Below are 16,152 nucleotides of genomic sequence, written 5' to 3'. Positions count from 1 at the left end.
TATCGTGACTTCATAGTCGCGATATATCGTTAGTTGTCCAGCCGCTTTTCGCATTTTCCGGAGGAACCATGTCAGAGAACACGTGGACCGTGACAGGCCCGCAGACCATCGACGTCGACGGCGTCCGCTCGCTCAAGCTCGGCATCGTCCGCGGCCGCTTCGACATCGTCACCCATGACGAAGACGTGGCCAGGATCGAAGTCTCCGAAATCACCGGCGACCCGCTCACCATCTCCGTCACCGACGGCCGCCTGGAAGTCCGCCACCAGCTCCACGGCCCGCAGGGCTGGTTCAAAAACCTCATGGGGACCGTCAACAACCACAGCAGCAACTCAGTGGTCATCAGCATCGCCCTGCCCGCCGGCGTCGAGGTGGAGGCCGGAACGGTCAGCGGCGACGGCATGGTCTCCGGGACCAGCGGGCACGCCCGGCTCAACACGGTCTCGGGGTCCGTACTGGCCGACGGCACGTCCGGGGACCTCTCCGTCAACACGGTCAGCGGCGAAGTGATCGCCCGCAACCACCGCGGCGTCCTGACCGCCAAGAGCGTCTCCGGCGAGGTAACGGCCTCGGGCCATTTCAGCCACATCCGCGCGAATACCGTCAGCGGCGACCTGAGCTTCGACCTCCACGGTTTCACCCAGGATTTCGGCGCCAATTCGGTCTCCGGTGACGTCACCATCCGGCTGCCGCACGACGTCGGCGTGGACATCATCGCCAAATCCGCCAGCGGAGCAGTGGTCATTAACGACCTGAGGTATTCCCAGCCCAACGGCACGGTGCAGACGATTGCGGGCCCGGACGCCAAGCTAATGCTGGTCCGCACCAACTCGGTCTCGGGAAAGACATCGATTTTCCACGGCCACCCGACCGCGGACACCGAACCGGTGCTCTGATGCCTCCCGTCTTCGCCCACGGAGCACTGCGGCTGTACCTGCTCGCCCTGCTCGAATCAGGACCCAAGCACGGCTACGAGCTCATCAAGGCCCTCAGCGAGCGGTTCGGCGGCACCTACTCCCCCAGCGCCGGAACCATCTACCCGCGCCTGGGCAAGCTCGAGGAGGAAGGGCTTGTGGCCACCCACACGGAAGGCCGCCGCACCAACTACAGCATCACCCCGGCGGGGCTCAAGGAACTGAACAGCCGCCGGGACGAGCTCGCCGGCGTCGAAAACGACATCTCGGCCTCGGTGCGCCGGCTCGCCGACAACCTGCGCCAGGACATCCGCGTCAACATGCGCGGCCTCCGGGCCGATCTCGCGGCAACGGCGGAGGCGGCGCGCACCTCGGCCCGTGCCGCAGGGACGGCGGCCGGGACGGGCTCTGCCGGCGTCGCGGGCACGCGGTACTCACCGGAGGGGGAACGGCGGCTGAAGGAGGCCGAACTGCTCGTCCAGGCCTTCCGCGACGACATGCGGGTGGAACTGCGGCGCCACGCCGGGAGCCACCCCGTCACCGCCGTCACGCTCGAAACCGTCAGGACAGTCCTGGACCAGGCCCGGATCTCGATCCGCAACTCACTCGAGGCATAAGCTCGGTCGCTGAGGTCGGCGTGCGGGGCCGCCGGTTCGCGGCGGGTGCCGTGATGTGGGAGACTTGAGGGCAGCTCTTTTGAGTACCAAGATTAAGGAGGCCAGCTATGAGCAAGCGTGCACGTAAACGTCGTGACCGTAAGCGTGGCGGCGCGAACCACGGTAAGCGCCCCAACACCTAAGCCACGGCTAGGATTGACTGCTTTAAGCGAAAGACCCCGGACACCTCACGGTTCCGGGGTCTTTCTCTTTGGGGTCCTTCGCTGTGCGGCTTAGGCTTCCACGGTCCGGATGGAGTGGATCCGGTCCAGGATGGAGTTCTTGAGGTTCTCCGGAGCCGCTTCGGTGCACGAACGCTTGACCATCACGCGGATGACACATTCGAGGTCGTACTGCTCCAGGCACTCCGGGCAACTGTCCAGGTGGTCCTTGATCTCTGCGATGTCTTTATGCGTGAGCGCACCATCCAGATATTCATAGATACGTTGCATCCGGGCGTCGTCGCAATCGCCCAGTCCCTGGCAGTCGCTCATTTCCTGTTCTCCTGTTTGTTGCTGTCGGCCGCGCTGGTTGACTCGGTGGCGGCCCTGAATCCCCGCTCGGCGGCATAGTCCGCAAGCATGTCCCGCAGCATCTTCCGGCCGCGGTGCAGCCGGGACATGACGGTCCCGATGGGGGTGTTCATGATGTCTGAAATTTCCTTGTACGCGAAGCCCTCGACGTCGGCGAAGTACACGGCCAGCCGGAATTCCTCGGGAATCGACTGGAGGGCGCGCTTCACATCGGAATCGGGCAGGTGGTCAAGCGCCTCGGCTTCAGCCGAACGCAGTCCCGAGGACGTATGCGACTCTGCGCGGGCGAGCTGCCAGTCCTCGATCGTGTCCGAATTCGACTGCAGGGGCTCGCGCTGACGCTTCCGGTACAGGTTGATGTAGGTGTTGGTGAGGATGCGGTACAGCCAGGCTTTCAGGTTGGTGCCGGGCTTGTACTGATGGAACGCCGAGAACGCCTTCGTGTACGCCTCCTGGACCAGGTCCTCGGCGTCCGAGGGATTCCGGGCCATCCTCATGGCCGCGGAATACAACTGGTCCACGTACTGCATCGCGTCGCGTTCAAAGCGCGCCCGGCGCTCTTCCGCGGACTCGGTGGAGACGTCCAGCGGCTTGCCGTCCACCTCGGTTTCCAGGGCGGCGGCCGCACTGGCATCAGGTGTGGGGGTGGGCGTGGCGTCGTTTCCGGCAACCTCGTGCATGGCCGTAACGGCCGGGTCCATGGTGCTCATTGCGTCCAAGTCTACTGTCACCTTCCGCCGGGCACCCGGAACTCCCGGAAGCGCGACGGTCCACGGCTGCCCGGAACCGGCTTCCAGTTCCGTTCTGTCCAACACTTGCGTCAAATCTCCGCCTTCCTTAGCCGTGCTTAAACCTGCCTTTCACAACCACGTCCGGCAGGCAAATATTCCGCAAAAGTGCAAGACTAGAACCGGTTCTCCCGCAGTGAATCCGCAGTTCGTCCATCCAGGAGGAAATTCATGTCGATTGTCCGCTTTCTCGCCCGGCCCATGCTCGCCTCCAGTTTCGTCCTCGCCGGCGTGCACAAGCTCAAGAATGCGGATGACACTGCGGCACAGCTGTCTCCCCTGCTGCGGCGCACCGCCGACGCACTGCCGTTCCAGGTCAATGAGAAGGTCCTGGCGCGCGCGATTGGCGGAACCCAGGTCGGCGCCGGCGTCTGCTTCGCCCTTGGCAAGTCCGCCCGGCTGGCAGCCACCCTCTTGGCCGTCATTTCGGCCCTCAACAGCTACGTGGAATGGCGCAGCGCGGACATCTCCTCAAAGGAAGCCCGCGACGCCCGCCGCAAGCAGCTCCTGAAAAACGTTTCCCTGACCGGCGGCGCGCTGCTCGCTGCCGTCGACACCGCCGGCAAGCCCAGCCTGGCGTGGCGCGCCGGCACCTTCGCCGCGGACGCGAAGAAGAACGCGAGCCACTTCGCGGCCGATGCCAAGAAGACCACCAACAAGCGGCTGAAGAAGGCCGACAAAGTGGTCCGCAAGGCCGTCGACCACAAGGCCGGGGCCTAAGACGGTAATGACTGGCACCACCCCCTCCGCAGCTACCCCCTCCCGCTCAGCCGGCCGCCATGCTGCCGACGCCGCTCCGCCCTGGCCCGCGCCGTTCGCGGCACGGCCGGTCGACGCCACCGTCACCGTTCCGGGTTCCAAGTCCCTGACCAACCGGTACCTCGTGCTCGCGGCCCTCGCGGACGGGCCGTCCCGCCTGCGGGCGCCCCTGCACTCCCGGGATTCAGCGCTGATGATTGCGGCCCTGCGGCAACTGGGGGCCACCGTGACGGAAGTTCCCGGCGACGGCGCGTTCGGCCCCGACCTGGAAATCATCCCGATCAGCCTGGACGCCGCCGCGGCGGACACGGCGATCGACTGCGGCCTGGCCGGCACGGTCATGCGCTTTGTGCCGCCGGTGGCCGCGCTGCGCCGCGGAGAGTCACATTTCGACGGAGACCCGCACGCCCGCAAACGGCCGATGGGCACCATCATCGAGGCACTGGCAGGCCTGGGCGTGGCGGTCAGCGCGCCCGACGGCGGTCCGGCGTCGTCGCTGCCCTTCACCGTGAAGGGCACGGGTGAAGTGCGCGGCGGCCACCTCGTCATCGACGCCAGTGCATCGTCCCAGTTCGTCTCCGCCCTGTTGCTGGCCGGCGCCCGCTTCACCGAGGGGCTCCACCTGGAACACCAGAGCAGGGCAGATGCAGGCAAGCCCGTGCCGAGCCTGGACCACATCAACATGACGGTGGCCGTGCTGCGCGGAGTGGGCGTCACGGTCGATGACTCGGTACCGAACCACTGGGTGGTCTCCCCCGGCCCGATCCGCGCGTTCGACCAGCGGATCGAGCAGGACCTCTCCAACGCCGGCCCGTTCCTCGCGGCGGCCCTCGCCACCGGCGGCACCGTGCGGATCCCTAACTGGCCCGCCGGGACCACGCAGGTCGGTGACCTCTGGCGCGGCATCCTGACCGCAATGGGCGCGACCGTGACGCTCGACGCCGGCACCCTGACCGTCACCGGCGGACGCGAAATCAAGGGCGGCGACTTCGACGAAACCAGCGAACTCGCCCCCACCGTCGCCGCGCTCTGCGCCCTCGCCACCGGCCCCTCCCGGCTGAGCGGCATCGCGCACCTCCGCGGTCACGAAACAGACCGGCTCGCCGCCCTCGTCGCCGAGATCAGCCGCCTCGGGGGCGATGCCGAGGAAACAACGGATGGACTCATCATCCGGCCCGCCAAGCTGCACGGCGGCGTCGTGCACAGCTACGCAGACCACCGCATGGCCACGGCCGGCGCCATCCTCGGCCTGGCCGTGCCAGGCGTCGAGGTCGAGGACATCGCGACCACGGCCAAGACGATGCCCGACTTCCCACGGCTCTGGGAAGCCATGCTGGCGCAGGGACCCACCGCGGACGAGGACGGCGCCGGTGGCACGCAGCACTGATTCCTGGGACGAGTCCGATGTCCGGATCCGTCCGAACAAGAAGGGCTCCCGGCCCCGCACCAAGGACCGGCCCAGCTACGACGACGCCGTCACGGGCCGCATCATCACCGTTGACCGCGGCCGCTACACCGCCGTCGTCGGCGAAGGCACCCCCGGGGAACGCAAGATCATCGCGGCGCGGGCCCGGGAACTGCGCCGCAATCCCGTGGTGGCCGGCGACTTCGTTTCCCTCGTCGGGGACGTTACCGGTGAACCTGACACCCTCGCCCGGCTGGTGAAGATCCTGGACCGCAAGACGCTGCTGCGCCGCAGTGCCGATGACACGGACCCGATCGAACGGGCCGTTGTGGCCAACGCCGACCAGCTCGTGGTGGTGGTGGCGGCGGCCAATCCCGAGCCCCGGACCGGTTTCATCGACCGCGCGCTCGTGGCCGCGTACGACGCCGGCATTGAGCCGCTGCTGCTCGTCACCAAGGCCGACGTCAAGGATCCCGCCGATCTGTTGTCCAATTACACGCACCTCGACTTCCCCGTCATCATCTCCAAGACGGCGGACTCCGCCGCATCAGGCATAGACGCCCGCTCCGACGACGGCCTTTCGGCCCGGCTCGACAAGGACGCCGTCTCCCAGCTCCGCGGCTACCTCGACGGCAAGGTCACCGTCATGCTGGGCCATTCCGGCGTCGGCAAATCCACCATGGTCAACGCACTGACCGGGGCCGAACGTGCCACCGGAGGCGTCAACGCGGTGACCGGCCGCGGCCGCCATACGTCTTCCTCCGCGCTGGCGCTAAAAGTCAACGATGCCCCGGCCGGCAGCTGGATCATCGACACCCCCGGCATCCGGTCCTTCGGGCTGGCCCACGTGGATCCGGACCGGATCCTGAGGTCCTTCCCGGACCTGGAACCGGGCACGGACGATTGCGAACGCGGCTGCAAGCACGACTCCACCGCCGTCAACTGCGGCGTCGATGCATGGGTTGCGGCCGGGCATGCGGGTCCCTCCGGGCCGGCAAGGCTGGCCTCCCTGCGCCGGCTGCTGGGCACAGACCCGCGGATGGAAGCGCAGGACACCAAGGAACTCGGCACTGTGTCCTAATCCGGCCCCTCGCCGGCCCGCGGCGCAGCACCGCGGCCTCCCGGCGGCCCGCCCGCTTAGACGGTAGTTTGGAACCATGAGCCAAACCGATTCGAGCTACAACGATGACCTGCGCCTTGCCCATGTCCTGGCAGATTCCGTCGATTCCCAGACCATGAGCCGCTTCAAGGCGCTGGACCTTCGGATCGAGACGAAGCCCGACCTCACCCCGGTCACCGACGCCGACAAATCCGCCGAAGAGGCCATCCGCGGCCAGCTCTCCCGCTCCCGGCCGCGCGACGCGGTCCTGGGCGAGGAATTCGGCAGCTCGGGCCACGGCTCCCGGCGCTGGATCATTGACCCGATCGACGGCACCAAGAACTTCGTCCGCGGCGTCCCGGTCTGGGCCACCCTGATCGCCCTCGTTGACGAGGGCGAACCGGTGGTCGGCGTCGTCAGCGCGCCGGCCCTGGGCAAGCGCTGGTGGGCGGCCAAGGGCGCGGGCGCCTACACCGGCCGCTCCCTGGCCTCCGCCACCCGGCTGAAGGTGTCCAACGTTTCCAAGCTCGAGGACGCGTCGCTGTCCTACTCCAGCCTCGGCGGCTGGAAGGAACGCGGAAACCTGGACGAGTTCCTGGGCCTCACCGAGGAAGTGTGGCGCACCCGCGCCTATGGTGATTTCTGGTCCTACTGCCTCGTGGCCGAGGGTGCGGTGGATATCGCCTGCGAACCCGAACTGAACCTCTACGACATGGCCGCCCTCGTGCCGATCGTCACCGAAGCCGGCGGCCGCTTCACCTCGCTCGAGGGCGAGGACGGCCCCTTCGGTGGCAACGCCCTGGCCACCAACTCGATCCTCCACTCGGAAGTGCTCAAGCGGCTCAACCCCGGACTTGACGACCTCCTCTAGGATCGTCCGACCTTTCTCAACAATCGAACAAACGACAGCGGCGGCCCCCATTCCGGGGCCGCCGCCGTCGTTTCTTCGGCCGACGTGCGCATTGCGGCGCGCACGTAACAAAACGCTTCACATTCGGAGGCCGCCTTTTCCCCGGCTGCACCGATGTCCTACGCTCGATGCAGGTCACGAGTGCCAGCGCTAAACCCCGGTTTGCTGGCCGGCAACCCTCCAGTCGCGGTGGGGTGCCCCGGGTGACGACCTGGCCGGTCCGGAACGGACCCGGCAAGCGCGGATTCCCACGATGTGGGGTCCTGTTCGAGTGAGGTCCCATGACAACTGCCATTTTCCCCGCCGCCCGCGAAGTCGACGCACGGTTTGCCGCCGCCGCACGCCCGCTCGCCGCCGTCACGGGCGCCGAGATCCAGTCCCCGCTGATCAAGGGCGGCCACGCCCGCTACGCCAACCTCGATTACGGCGCCTCCGCCCCGGCCCTGTCCGTTGTCTCGGCCTACCTGAACGAAATCCTGCCGTACTACGCCAGCGTCCACCGCGGCGCCGGCTACGCCTCCCAGATCAGCACCTCGGTCTACGAGAACGCCCGGGACATCGTGCGGGACTTCGTGGGCGGCCGGCCGGACGATTCCGTCATCTTCACCCGCAACACCACCGATTCCCTGAACCTGCTGGCCGGGTGCCTGCCGTTGCAGGACGGCCGGCCCGCCGGCGAGGTCATCTACCTCGACATCGAACACCACGCGAACCTCCTGCCCTGGCAGAACGTCCCGCACCGCAGCGTCGTGGCCGCGCCCACCCTCGCGGCCACCATCGACCGCTTGCGGGACGAGCTCGCACGCGGCGGTGTGAGCCTGCTGGCCGTTACCGGCGCCTCCAATGTCACCGGCGAGATCCTGCCGATCCGCGCCCTCGCCGCGCTGGCGCACGAGTACGGCGCCAGGATCGTCGTCGACGCAGCGCAGCTGGCGCCGCACCGGCGGATCGATATCGCCGCCGACGACGTCGACTACCTCGCCTTCTCGGGTCACAAGCTCTACGCCCCGTTCGGCACGGGCGTGCTGGTGGGGCGCACGGACTGGCTCGACGCCGGCACCCCGCACCTGGCCGGCGGCGGCGCCGTCCGCGACGCCCGGCTCGACTCCGTCAGCTGGACCACCGGACCGGCCCGGCACGAGGGCGGCTCGCCGAACGTCCTGGGCGCGGCCGCGCTGGCCCGCGCCACCCAAGTGATCGCAGAGCTGGACCCGGCACAGTGGTACGCCCACGAGGACGCCATCCGGTCCTTCCTGGTCGAAGGCCTCCAGCGCATCGAGGGCGTGACCGTACACCAGATCTTCGCCGACTCATCTGCCGAATCGTCGCTTGCCGACGGTCAGCCGGGCGCAGGCACCATCGGCGTCGTGAACTTCTCCGTGGAGGGCTACGACGCCGGGCTGGTGGCCGCCTACCTGTCGGCCGAACACGGGATCGGCCTGCGCGACGGCCGCTTCTGCGCCCACCCGCTGCTCAAGCGGCTCGGCCTGCCCGCCGGCTCCCTGCGGGCCAGCTTTGGCCTGGGCTCCCGGCTGGAGGACGCCGAGCGCCTGCTGGCCGGCCTGCGGCAACTGCGGCAAACAGGGCTCGGCTGGGATTACGTGGTGGATGCCGGCCGCTGGGTGCCGGCCAATGACACCCGCAGCTACCCGCACTGGGCGCCGAACACGCCGGGCACTGCCGGCGCCGCGCCGTGCACCCTGGACTAGGCACTGCTTGGACTGGGCACTGCTGACTGGGCACTACTGACCAGGCGCTGGGGATCAGGCACTGCGCCGGTGCGGTAAATTCGAAAGGTACCTGAACCGGCAGGACCTTCCCCGAAGGAGATCGCACGTTGCACAGCGTGCCCAAAATGCACGGCAGGCCCAAACTGCACGCCGGGCCCAAGCTGCACAGTCAACGGCGCCAGGAACTCGGACAGAGCTTCCAGGACGGCGGAGAGCACTACGACCGCGTCCGCCCGGGCTATCCGCAGGAATCGGCCGACTGGCTGATCCCGGCGGGGGCCAAGGACGCCGCGGACATTGGCGCCGGCACCGGCAAGTTCACCGCCCTCCTGGCCGCACGGGGACTGCACACGGTGGCTGTGGACCCCTCCGCCGACATGCTCGAGCAGCTGCGCCGGGCCCTGCCGGAGGTTACTGCCGTCGAAGGTACCGCGGAGCACACGGGCCTCGAGCCGGGAGCCTTTGATCTCGTCACTGTCGCCCAAGCCTGGCACTGGTGCGATCCCCGCCTGGCCAGCACCGAGATCGCCCGGATCCTCCGGCCACACGGAGTCTTGGGCCTGGTCTGGAACCAGCTGGACACCGCTGTGCCGTGGGTACACCGGCTCTCCCGCATCATGCACGCCGGGGATGTCCACAAACCGCACTTCCGGCCGCCCGTGGGCCCCGAGTTCACCGCGTTGGAGAGCCACCTGACCCGCTGGGAAGACGCTGTCACCGCGGAGGACATCAAGGAGCTGGCGAAGTCCCGCAGCTACTATCTCGCAGCGTCGGAGGCCACCCGGGCCAAGGTCATGGCCAACCTCGACTGGTACCTGAACGAGCACCTGGGCCATGCCCCCGGCGAGATCCTCCGGCTGCCCTACCTGACGCAGACGTGGCGTGCCATCCGGGCCTGACCCCGGGCCGGATTGCAGGGGAAGGCCATCGGGGCTTATTGTTTCGGTATGCCTAATAATTTCTTGTAGGCTGACAAAACTTTGACGCCGGCCATTTTCCCGCCGGCGCCGGCCGCCGCGTCAACGAGGACGCGCCAATCACGGGAGCTGTCAGTGTTGGACGTAAAGGGACACGAACAACCGCCGCAGGGCGCCCGCACCTATAAACATCCGGGTGCACACAAGGCGCTGATCGGCCTGCTGGGCCCGGCGTTCGTGGCGTCGATCGCCTACGTCGACCCCGGAAACGTGGCCGCCAACCTGACCGCCGGCGCGAAGTACGGCTACCTGCTGGTGTGGGTCCTGGTGGTCGCCAACATTATGGCCGTCCTGGTCCAGTACCAGTCCGCCAAGCTCGGGGTTGTCACCGGCAAGAGCCTGCCGGAGATCCTGGGCGAGCGGCTCAAGCCGTTCTGGCGCCGCGCCTTCTGGCTGCAGGCCGAAATCGTGGCCGCCGCCACCGACCTCGCCGAGGTGGTGGGCGGCGCAATCGCGCTGTACCTGCTGTTCGGCCTCCCACTCCCCCTGGGCGCCGTGATTGTCGGCGCGGTGTCGATGCTCCTGCTCGCCGTGCAGGCCCGGGAGAAGCAGCGGCCGTTCGAATTCATCATCATGTTCCTCCTCGGCATCATCACCATCGGCTTCCTGGCCGGGCTGATCATCAGCCCGCCCGATCCGAGGGCAGCCCTGGCCGGGCTGATTCCCGGCTTCCAGGGCCCGGACACTGTCCTGCTGGCTGCCAGCATGCTCGGCGCCACCGTCATGCCGCACGCCATCTACGTCCACTCGGCCCTGTCCCGGGACCGGCACCGGCCCGACGAGCACCAGCATGTCCCGCCGTCGGCTGTCGCCCGCCTGGTCCGGGCCACCCGGTTCGACGTCGTGGCCGCGCTGGCCATCGCCGGCATCGTCAACATCGGGATGCTCCTCCTGGCCGCCTCCACTCTCGGCGGCGAGGACGGCACGGACACCATCCAAGGCGCGCACGCCGCCATCTCGGCCAACCTCGGCCCCGTCGTCGGCGTGGTCTTCGCGGTCGGGCTCCTCGCATCGGGCCTGGCATCCACCTCGGTGGGCTGCTATGCCGGCGGAACCATCATGCAGGGCCTGCTCAAAATCCGGATTCCTGTCATGGCCCGCCGTGTGGTCACCCTGATTCCGGCCGTTGTGCTGCTGGCGGTCGGGTTCGATCCCACGTGGGCACTCATCCTGAGCCAGGTGGTCCTCAGCTTCGGGATTCCCTTTGTCCTGGTCCCTCTGGTGGTCCTGACCAGCAACAAGGCCCTGATGGGCAGGTTTGCCGACGGGTTGGCCCTCCGGATCGCCGCCATCATCAGCGTGGTACTCGTCGTGGCACTCAACCTGGTCCTGCTCTGGCTCACGTTCTCCGCCCGCGGCTGACGGTAGGCTTGGGTTTGTGAAGACCAGTACGCCCTCCTCCTCGATCGAGGACTACGTCAAGGTCATCTACTCGTTCACCGAATGGCAGCAGAAGCCCATCACCTCCACGCAGCTGGCGCAGCGCCTGGGGGTCGCCAATTCCTCGGTGTCGGAGATGGTCCGCAAGCTCAAGGACCAAGGCCTCGTAGACCACAAGCCTTACAGCGCGGTCACCCTCACCAGCGACGGGGTCCGGCTGGCCCTGTCCATGGTCCGGCGGCACCGGCTGATCGAGACGTTCCTCGTTCAGGAACTCGGGTACCGCTGGGACGAGGTCCACGACGAAGCCGAGCTCCTGGAGCATGCCGTCTCCGACACCTTCATTGACCGGATGGCGGCGAAACTGGGGAACCCTTCCCGGGACCCGCACGGCGATCCCATCCCGGCCGCGGACGGCACCGTGCTGATGCCCGCCGCCTTCCGCCTGAGCGAACTCGACGACGGCCACACCGGCCGCATCACCCGGATCAGCGACGAAAACCCGGAACTCCTGCGCTACCTCGCCGCCGAGGACATCGACCTCGACGCCGAAGTGGAGGTTGTGGGGCGGAGGCCTTTCGGCGGCCCGCTCGTGGTCCGGATCGGTTCCGCCGCGGCGCCCCGTGAATTCGATTTCGCCGAGGAAGTCGCCTCGGCACTCTGGGTCCACAGCGACGCCGAGCACGCGGGCTGCAGCGTCCCGGAGCGCTAAGCCGGCTGCCCGTCCGTCACGGGCGGGTTCCGGATCCCGACGGCGGAAATCAGCGCGCCGGCCAGGAACAGCGCCGCTGTCACGGCCATGGTTCGCTGCAGGCCCGCCGTCGTGACCGCCGGTCCCGTGATGACGCCGGCGAACGCGATGGTCAGCAGGCCCGCGATGCGGGCCACCGCGTTGTTCACGGCGGAGCCGATCCCGGCCTCTTCCGGCTCGACGGCGCCCAGGATGGCTGCTGTCAGCGGTGCGACGGTGAGCGACAGGCCGAGGCCGAAGACCAGTAATCCGGCCAGGATCTGGCCGGCATAGTCCAGCGGGATCTCCACGCCCATCATCAGGACGAAGCCGGCGGCGCAGAGCAGGGGTCCTCCCGCCATGAACCAGCGGGAACCGAAGCGTCCGGCGAGGGCGCCCACCCGTGAGGACAGCAGCAGGAGCATCAGCGTCGGCGGCAGCAGGGCGAACCCGGCAGCCGTGGCGCCCAGGCCCGCCACCTGCTGGAGGTAGAGGCCCAGCACAAAGAAGCCCAGCGAGAGCGCGCCGTATATGGCCGTCGTTGCGAGATTGCCCCAGCCAAAATTGCGCACGGCGAAGAGCCTCAGCGGCATCATCGGGTACGGGGTCTTTGCCTCGTGCACAAGGAACGCGGCCAGGCCAAGCACCCCGGCAGCCAGCGGCACCCAGACCTGCGGAGCAGCCCAGTCCTTGCTGCCGGATTCAATCAGGGCGTACACCGTGCCGCCCAGCCCTATCACCGCCAGGACGGTTCCGAGCAGATCGATCCGGCTGCCGGGAATCCGCCCGTGGTCAAGACCTCTAAGGCGCCGGAGCACCGGCCACACGGCGATGGCCGGAACCACATTGATGAAGAAAATGACACGCCAGGTGAGCACATCGACCGAAAGGCCGCCTAAGAGAGGCGCGGCAACGATCGCGCCGCTGGTCCAGGCGGACCACCGGCCGATCGCCAGGGCTTGCGCAGGACCGGTGAAGACCGTGACGATCAAGGCGAGCGAGCTCGGCACCAGGAGCGCACCGGCGATGCCCTGCAGTCCGCGGGCGACGATGAGCACCTCGGCGCTCCAAGCGAAGCCGCACAGGACGGACGTGGCGGTGAACCCCGCCAGGCCCCACTGCAGCACCCGGACGCGGCCGAACTGGTCCGACAGCGAACCGGCCACCAGGATCAACGCGCCCAGCGTCAGCAGGTAGGCATCCACCACCCACTGCTGGACGACCAGGCCGCCGCCGAGGTCCCTGCTGATGGCCGGGAGGGCGAGATTGACGACGGACCCGTCCAGGAAGGCCATGAAGGACGCCACGATGGCGACGTAGAGAACGCGCTGCTGTTGGGACACGGCTGCCGCCTTCCTCGCCGTCGGGCCGGGACCGCGACCGCCGGTGGTGTGTCGAGCCTAACACCGGGCCCCTTCGGTGGCTGGGGGCTGCCGTCGTTCCCGTATCGTTGAAGGATGGTTACCCGACGTGAAGCAGCCCAGGTCCTCGACATTCCCTTGGAGATGGCGCACCGTCACGGCATCCCGTCCCGCTTGTCCGAGGCCGAGCTCGGTGAGCTGCTGGACAATCCCCCGGCGTGGCTGCTCCAGTCCAAAGCGAACCGGACCGGGAAGCGCCCTGTCTGGGTCCAGCTCACGTGTGCGGTTTGCGGATTCTCTGAGGCGGCCCGGCCCAAGAAATGGTGGCCGGAGTTCACCTACGTCTGTTGCGCCCACCATGAGGCCCGTGACATCCCGGTCCTCGGGCCCGGGCTCGTGCGCAGCGTGTACGACGGCGTCGGCAGCCGCTTCGCAGGCATCGTGGACGCCGCGGTTCCCGAGGCGTAGCTTAGAAAGAGGGGCTACTCCGGGCCCCTGCCGTGAGGGAGAGCACCATGCCTGACAAGACGCCGCACCAGAGCGTGTCGAAAAAGTCGGTTAAGACGATCAAGGAAAAACGGGCCGAGAAAAAGGCCAAGCATATCGTTGACGCCCACACCGACCCGGTGGCGCACATCAAGAAACGCTGAACAATGCTGAAGGCCGGAAGCTGTTGCTTCCGGCCTTCAGCATCTCACCCGGCGCGGGTGGTGACGCCGGGGCGGCGGACGGCCACACTAGGACCAGCGCGCCGGACAGCGCGCTCGAACCAGACCGGAGGAATGCCAGTGACAACCACACCGGAGACCGAGGCCCACGGGCCGGTCGACTTCGTACTCCTTGAGTTCCCCATGACGGGACTGACGGGACGGGCCAGTGAGGAACTCGTCAAACTCGTCGAGCAGGGCGTGATCCGCCTCTTCGATCTCCTCGTCGTCATGAAGAACGAGGACGGCACTGTGGAAGTGCTCGAACTTACCGACCCGGGCGGGCCGGCGGCGGGGTTCTCCTACTTCGAGGGCGCACAGACAGGGCTTCTGGGCGACGACGATATCGCGGAGGCGTCGGCCGCGCTTCTCCCGGGGACGGTCGCCGCGCTGATTGTCTACGAGAACACTTGGGCAGCGCCGTTCGTAGCGGCCGTTCGCGAAAGCGGTGGCGAGCTCGTCGGGAGTACACGGATTCCCGCGCCGGACGTCATGGAGGCGCTCGACGCCCTCGAGGCCCGCGACGCCGCGACGCCAGCAGCCGACGCATAGGCCCTGACGCAGAAGAAATGTGAGAGGAGAGCAATTATGGGACTTCTTAGGGGTATGGCCCGGACGGCCGTGGTTGCCGGGACGGCATCTGCCGTCAGTGGCCGCGTCCAGCGCCGCCAGGCTAACAAGTTTGCCGAGAAGGATGCCGCTACCGCGGCCAAGCAGCAAGAGGCCTACGATGCGCAGATGGCGCAGCAGCAACCGCCGCCCGAGTACCAGCAACCTGCCTATCAACAGCCACCGCCCCCGCCTCCATCAGCCGGTATCACGGACGACGCCATCCAGCAGCTCAAGGAGCTCGGAGCTCTGAAGGAGCAAGGGATTCTCACCGAAGAAGAGTTCGTGGCCCAGAAGGCGAAGATCCTCGGCAACTGAACGATTCTCCGGGCAGTGCTCCGGCCAATTCTCCCGGGCAACAAAAAAGGTGGGGGAAGTGTCAGTAGACACTTCCCCCACCTTTTTCGGGGTGATGCTTGTGGAGATGGGGGGAATTGAACCCCCGTTTAGCCACTTTTCATATCATCAGTTCAATCTCTAATCCGCGGAATCTAGCGGTTCTTGCCTGTCCTGCACCCCATCCGTTCCGACCTGTGTTGGCGAGGCCAACAAGTCACCAGCCCCAAGGAGCACCATTCTCGTCGTAGAGAATGGGGCTCTTTTTCTATGCCGCCCGGCGGAGGGCCGCCGAGCTCAGAGCGTCTAACTCAGCCCGCGTGAGCAACTTGAGGTAGGTCTCCAGCACGCTCGGCACGACCCGCAGGCTGGAGGCAACTGAGGCGCTTGACTGCTCCAGACCAGCTGCGGCAACAAGATCATCGAAGAGGATCAAGCGGTTCGCAGCCCACCTGTTTGCCAGCACCTCCTGCTTCCCACTGACGCCGACGTGTCCATAGTGCGCGTGTCCGAGCTCGTGCATGAGCGTACATTCGAGCTGGATCGGGCCGAGGCCGGGCCGAAGCGTGACTAGCCGTCGCCTGTGATCGTAGGCGCCCCACCAGCGTGGCGGGGTAACCGCGGTCCTCACCCTGACGCCCATCTGCTGGGCAAGGACTCTAGGGTTCGTGCGGCAGCTCGTCATATCCAATATTCGGTTCCCCCAGACGGCTGACGTCCGGGAAATCATTCACTACCCCACACAGCTAAGCCTGACCGACCGCAACGCGGTTCACGCCTACATGAAGACCCGCTACCCAGAGCTGCTCTAGGAGCCGGAGACGTGTTCATTCAGCGCGTGACCCTCCGCAGGGTTCGGCTACGGCGGCCGTGAATCTCGGAGCTCCGCAGCGGGGCCTTCCTCCGCTAAATGTGCACTAGAACCAACTGAGCGGCCCCCTACGTTTCCGGAGCCTGTGGGTCATTTTTGCGCCCTCACTGCTGGTCAGAGATCCAAGTCTCCACCTCGGGAGCCGCCTTCGAGCTCTTCAGCGCAGTCTTCGCAGAAGAGCAAATCCGTTACGACACCGCACCACTGGCAACTATGTTCTCTGGCACGCGGTTCCACAATGCAAAAGTTCACTCATAGATCATCCGTGCCAAAACTGGGAGAAAGATGAAAACAGTGGCGTGGCCAGGCTAGGTCGGGCCGGACCTCGCAGGCCTGTGGCGTCATTCACCGCGACGGGGAACGCAGGAGTATTTCTGGGGCAACATC

At 67.1% G+C, this 16,152-nt stretch carries 19 protein-coding genes and 1 riboswitch; of the genes, 15 read left to right on the top strand and 4 right to left on the bottom strand.

Annotation, left to right across the window (positions count from 1 at the left end):
* Positions 1 to 68 precede the first annotated feature (68 nt).
* The 3 genes from ABD243_RS15560 (at position 69) to ABD243_RS20955 (ending at position 1,713) form a co-directional block, all read left to right on the top strand.
* Complete coding sequence (locus ABD243_RS15560) at positions 69 to 896, top strand: DUF4097 family beta strand repeat-containing protein (RefSeq protein WP_344367335.1); 828 nt, start codon at positions 69 to 71, stop codon at positions 894 to 896.
* Positions 896 to 1,531 (top strand): PadR family transcriptional regulator, encoded by a 636-nt coding sequence (locus ABD243_RS15555; RefSeq protein ID WP_344367334.1) that lies wholly within the window; start codon positions 896 to 898, stop codon positions 1,529 to 1,531. Before ABD243_RS15560 ends, ABD243_RS15555 begins: the two co-directional genes overlap by 1 nt.
* 107 nt (positions 1,532 to 1,638) lie before the next feature.
* On the top strand, positions 1,639 to 1,713 hold the full coding sequence (locus ABD243_RS20955; RefSeq protein WP_369299106.1) for a 50S ribosomal protein bL37: 75 nt from the start codon (positions 1,639 to 1,641) through the stop codon (positions 1,711 to 1,713).
* 90 nt (positions 1,714 to 1,803) lie between these two features.
* On the opposite strand, the gene rsrA is transcribed toward ABD243_RS20955, so the two are convergent.
* Together rsrA and ABD243_RS15545 are read right to left on the bottom strand one after the other, a co-directional pair.
* Complete coding sequence (gene rsrA, locus ABD243_RS15550) at positions 1,804 to 2,064, bottom strand: mycothiol system anti-sigma-R factor (protein ID WP_116766878.1); 261 nt, start codon at positions 2,062 to 2,064, stop codon at positions 1,804 to 1,806.
* The gene (locus ABD243_RS15545) at positions 2,061 to 2,813 is read right to left on the bottom strand and encodes a sigma-70 family RNA polymerase sigma factor (protein ID WP_116766922.1); all 753 of its coding nucleotides are present in this window, start codon (positions 2,811 to 2,813) and stop codon (positions 2,061 to 2,063) included. The genes rsrA and ABD243_RS15545 overlap by 4 nt, the downstream gene beginning before the upstream one ends.
* Before the next feature lie 249 nt (positions 2,814 to 3,062).
* On the opposite strand from ABD243_RS15545, the gene ABD243_RS15540 reads away from it, so the two are divergent.
* The 8 genes from ABD243_RS15540 (at position 3,063) to ABD243_RS15505 (ending at position 11,863) form a co-directional block, all read left to right on the top strand.
* The gene (locus ABD243_RS15540) at positions 3,063 to 3,611 is read left to right on the top strand and encodes a DoxX family protein (RefSeq protein ID WP_344367333.1); all 549 of its coding nucleotides are present in this window, start codon (positions 3,063 to 3,065) and stop codon (positions 3,609 to 3,611) included.
* A 7-nt stretch (positions 3,612 to 3,618) separates the two neighbouring features.
* The gene (gene aroA / locus ABD243_RS15535) at positions 3,619 to 5,037 is read left to right on the top strand and encodes a 3-phosphoshikimate 1-carboxyvinyltransferase (protein WP_344367332.1); all 1,419 of its coding nucleotides are present in this window, start codon (positions 3,619 to 3,621) and stop codon (positions 5,035 to 5,037) included.
* Positions 5,021 to 6,136, top strand: coding sequence for a ribosome small subunit-dependent GTPase A (rsgA, locus tag ABD243_RS15530; RefSeq protein ID WP_344367331.1), 1,116 nt, complete (start codon positions 5,021 to 5,023; stop codon positions 6,134 to 6,136). Before aroA ends, rsgA begins: the two co-directional genes overlap by 17 nt.
* 76 nt (positions 6,137 to 6,212) lie before the next feature.
* Positions 6,213 to 7,025 (top strand): histidinol-phosphatase, encoded by an 813-nt coding sequence (hisN, locus tag ABD243_RS15525; protein WP_091249348.1) that lies wholly within the window; start codon positions 6,213 to 6,215, stop codon positions 7,023 to 7,025.
* A gap of 172 nt (positions 7,026 to 7,197) precedes the next feature.
* Positions 7,198 to 7,311, top strand: a riboswitch (SAM riboswitch).
* 34 nt (positions 7,312 to 7,345) lie between these two features.
* Positions 7,346 to 8,773 carry an aminotransferase class V-fold PLP-dependent enzyme gene (locus ABD243_RS15520; protein ID WP_344367330.1) on the top strand — a complete coding sequence of 476 codons (1,428 nt, stop codon included), beginning with the start codon at positions 7,346 to 7,348 and terminating at the stop codon, positions 8,771 to 8,773.
* A 146-nt stretch (positions 8,774 to 8,919) separates the two neighbouring features.
* A complete protein-coding gene (locus ABD243_RS15515) occupies positions 8,920 to 9,693 on the top strand; it encodes a class I SAM-dependent methyltransferase (RefSeq protein ID WP_344367401.1) in 774 nt (257 codons plus the stop codon).
* A gap of 153 nt (positions 9,694 to 9,846) precedes the next feature.
* Complete coding sequence (locus ABD243_RS15510) at positions 9,847 to 11,133, top strand: Nramp family divalent metal transporter (protein ID WP_116766872.1); 1,287 nt, start codon at positions 9,847 to 9,849, stop codon at positions 11,131 to 11,133.
* 16 nt (positions 11,134 to 11,149) lie between these two features.
* Entirely contained in the window at positions 11,150 to 11,863 is a 714-nt protein-coding gene (locus ABD243_RS15505; protein WP_116766871.1) for a metal-dependent transcriptional regulator, read from the top strand.
* Here ABD243_RS15505 and ABD243_RS15500 read toward each other — a convergent pair.
* On the bottom strand, positions 11,860 to 13,176 hold the full coding sequence (locus ABD243_RS15500; RefSeq protein WP_344367400.1) for an MFS transporter: 1,317 nt from the start codon (positions 13,174 to 13,176) through the stop codon (positions 11,860 to 11,862). The two genes, ABD243_RS15505 and ABD243_RS15500, sit on opposite strands and share 4 nt — an antisense overlap.
* Positions 13,177 to 13,338: 162 nt before the next feature.
* On the opposite strand from ABD243_RS15500, the gene ABD243_RS15495 reads away from it, so the two are divergent.
* The 4 genes from ABD243_RS15495 to ABD243_RS15480 all read left to right on the top strand — a co-directional run bounded on the left by ABD243_RS15495 (position 13,339) and on the right by ABD243_RS15480 (position 14,876).
* Positions 13,339 to 13,710: a hypothetical protein gene (locus tag ABD243_RS15495; RefSeq protein WP_344367329.1), complete on the top strand. Its 372-nt coding sequence runs from the start codon at positions 13,339 to 13,341 to the stop codon at positions 13,708 to 13,710.
* A 47-nt stretch (positions 13,711 to 13,757) separates the two neighbouring features.
* Positions 13,758 to 13,892: a hypothetical protein gene (locus ABD243_RS15490; RefSeq protein ID WP_018775274.1), complete on the top strand. Its 135-nt coding sequence runs from the start codon at positions 13,758 to 13,760 to the stop codon at positions 13,890 to 13,892.
* A 138-nt stretch (positions 13,893 to 14,030) separates the two neighbouring features.
* Complete coding sequence (locus ABD243_RS15485) at positions 14,031 to 14,501, top strand: DUF6325 family protein (RefSeq protein ID WP_344367328.1); 471 nt, start codon at positions 14,031 to 14,033, stop codon at positions 14,499 to 14,501.
* Between the two features lie 36 nt (positions 14,502 to 14,537).
* Positions 14,538 to 14,876 carry an SHOCT domain-containing protein gene (locus ABD243_RS15480; protein WP_344367327.1) on the top strand — a complete coding sequence of 113 codons (339 nt, stop codon included), beginning with the start codon at positions 14,538 to 14,540 and terminating at the stop codon, positions 14,874 to 14,876.
* Positions 14,877 to 15,162: 286 nt separating this feature from the next.
* Here the strand turns inward: ABD243_RS15480 and ABD243_RS20950 are convergent, their stop codons facing one another.
* Positions 15,163 to 15,537 (bottom strand): M78 family metallopeptidase domain-containing protein, encoded by a 375-nt coding sequence (locus tag ABD243_RS20950; RefSeq protein WP_425547225.1) that lies wholly within the window; start codon positions 15,535 to 15,537, stop codon positions 15,163 to 15,165.
* Positions 15,538 to 16,152 lie beyond the last annotated feature (615 nt).

The sequence above is a fragment of the Arthrobacter humicola genome (assembly GCF_039531445.1).
In the GTDB taxonomy this organism is placed as follows: Bacteria; Actinomycetota; Actinomycetes; order Actinomycetales; family Micrococcaceae; genus Arthrobacter; species Arthrobacter humicola.
The sequence above is the reverse complement of the archived record's forward strand: the minus strand, read 5'-3'. Positions and strand labels throughout refer to the sequence as shown.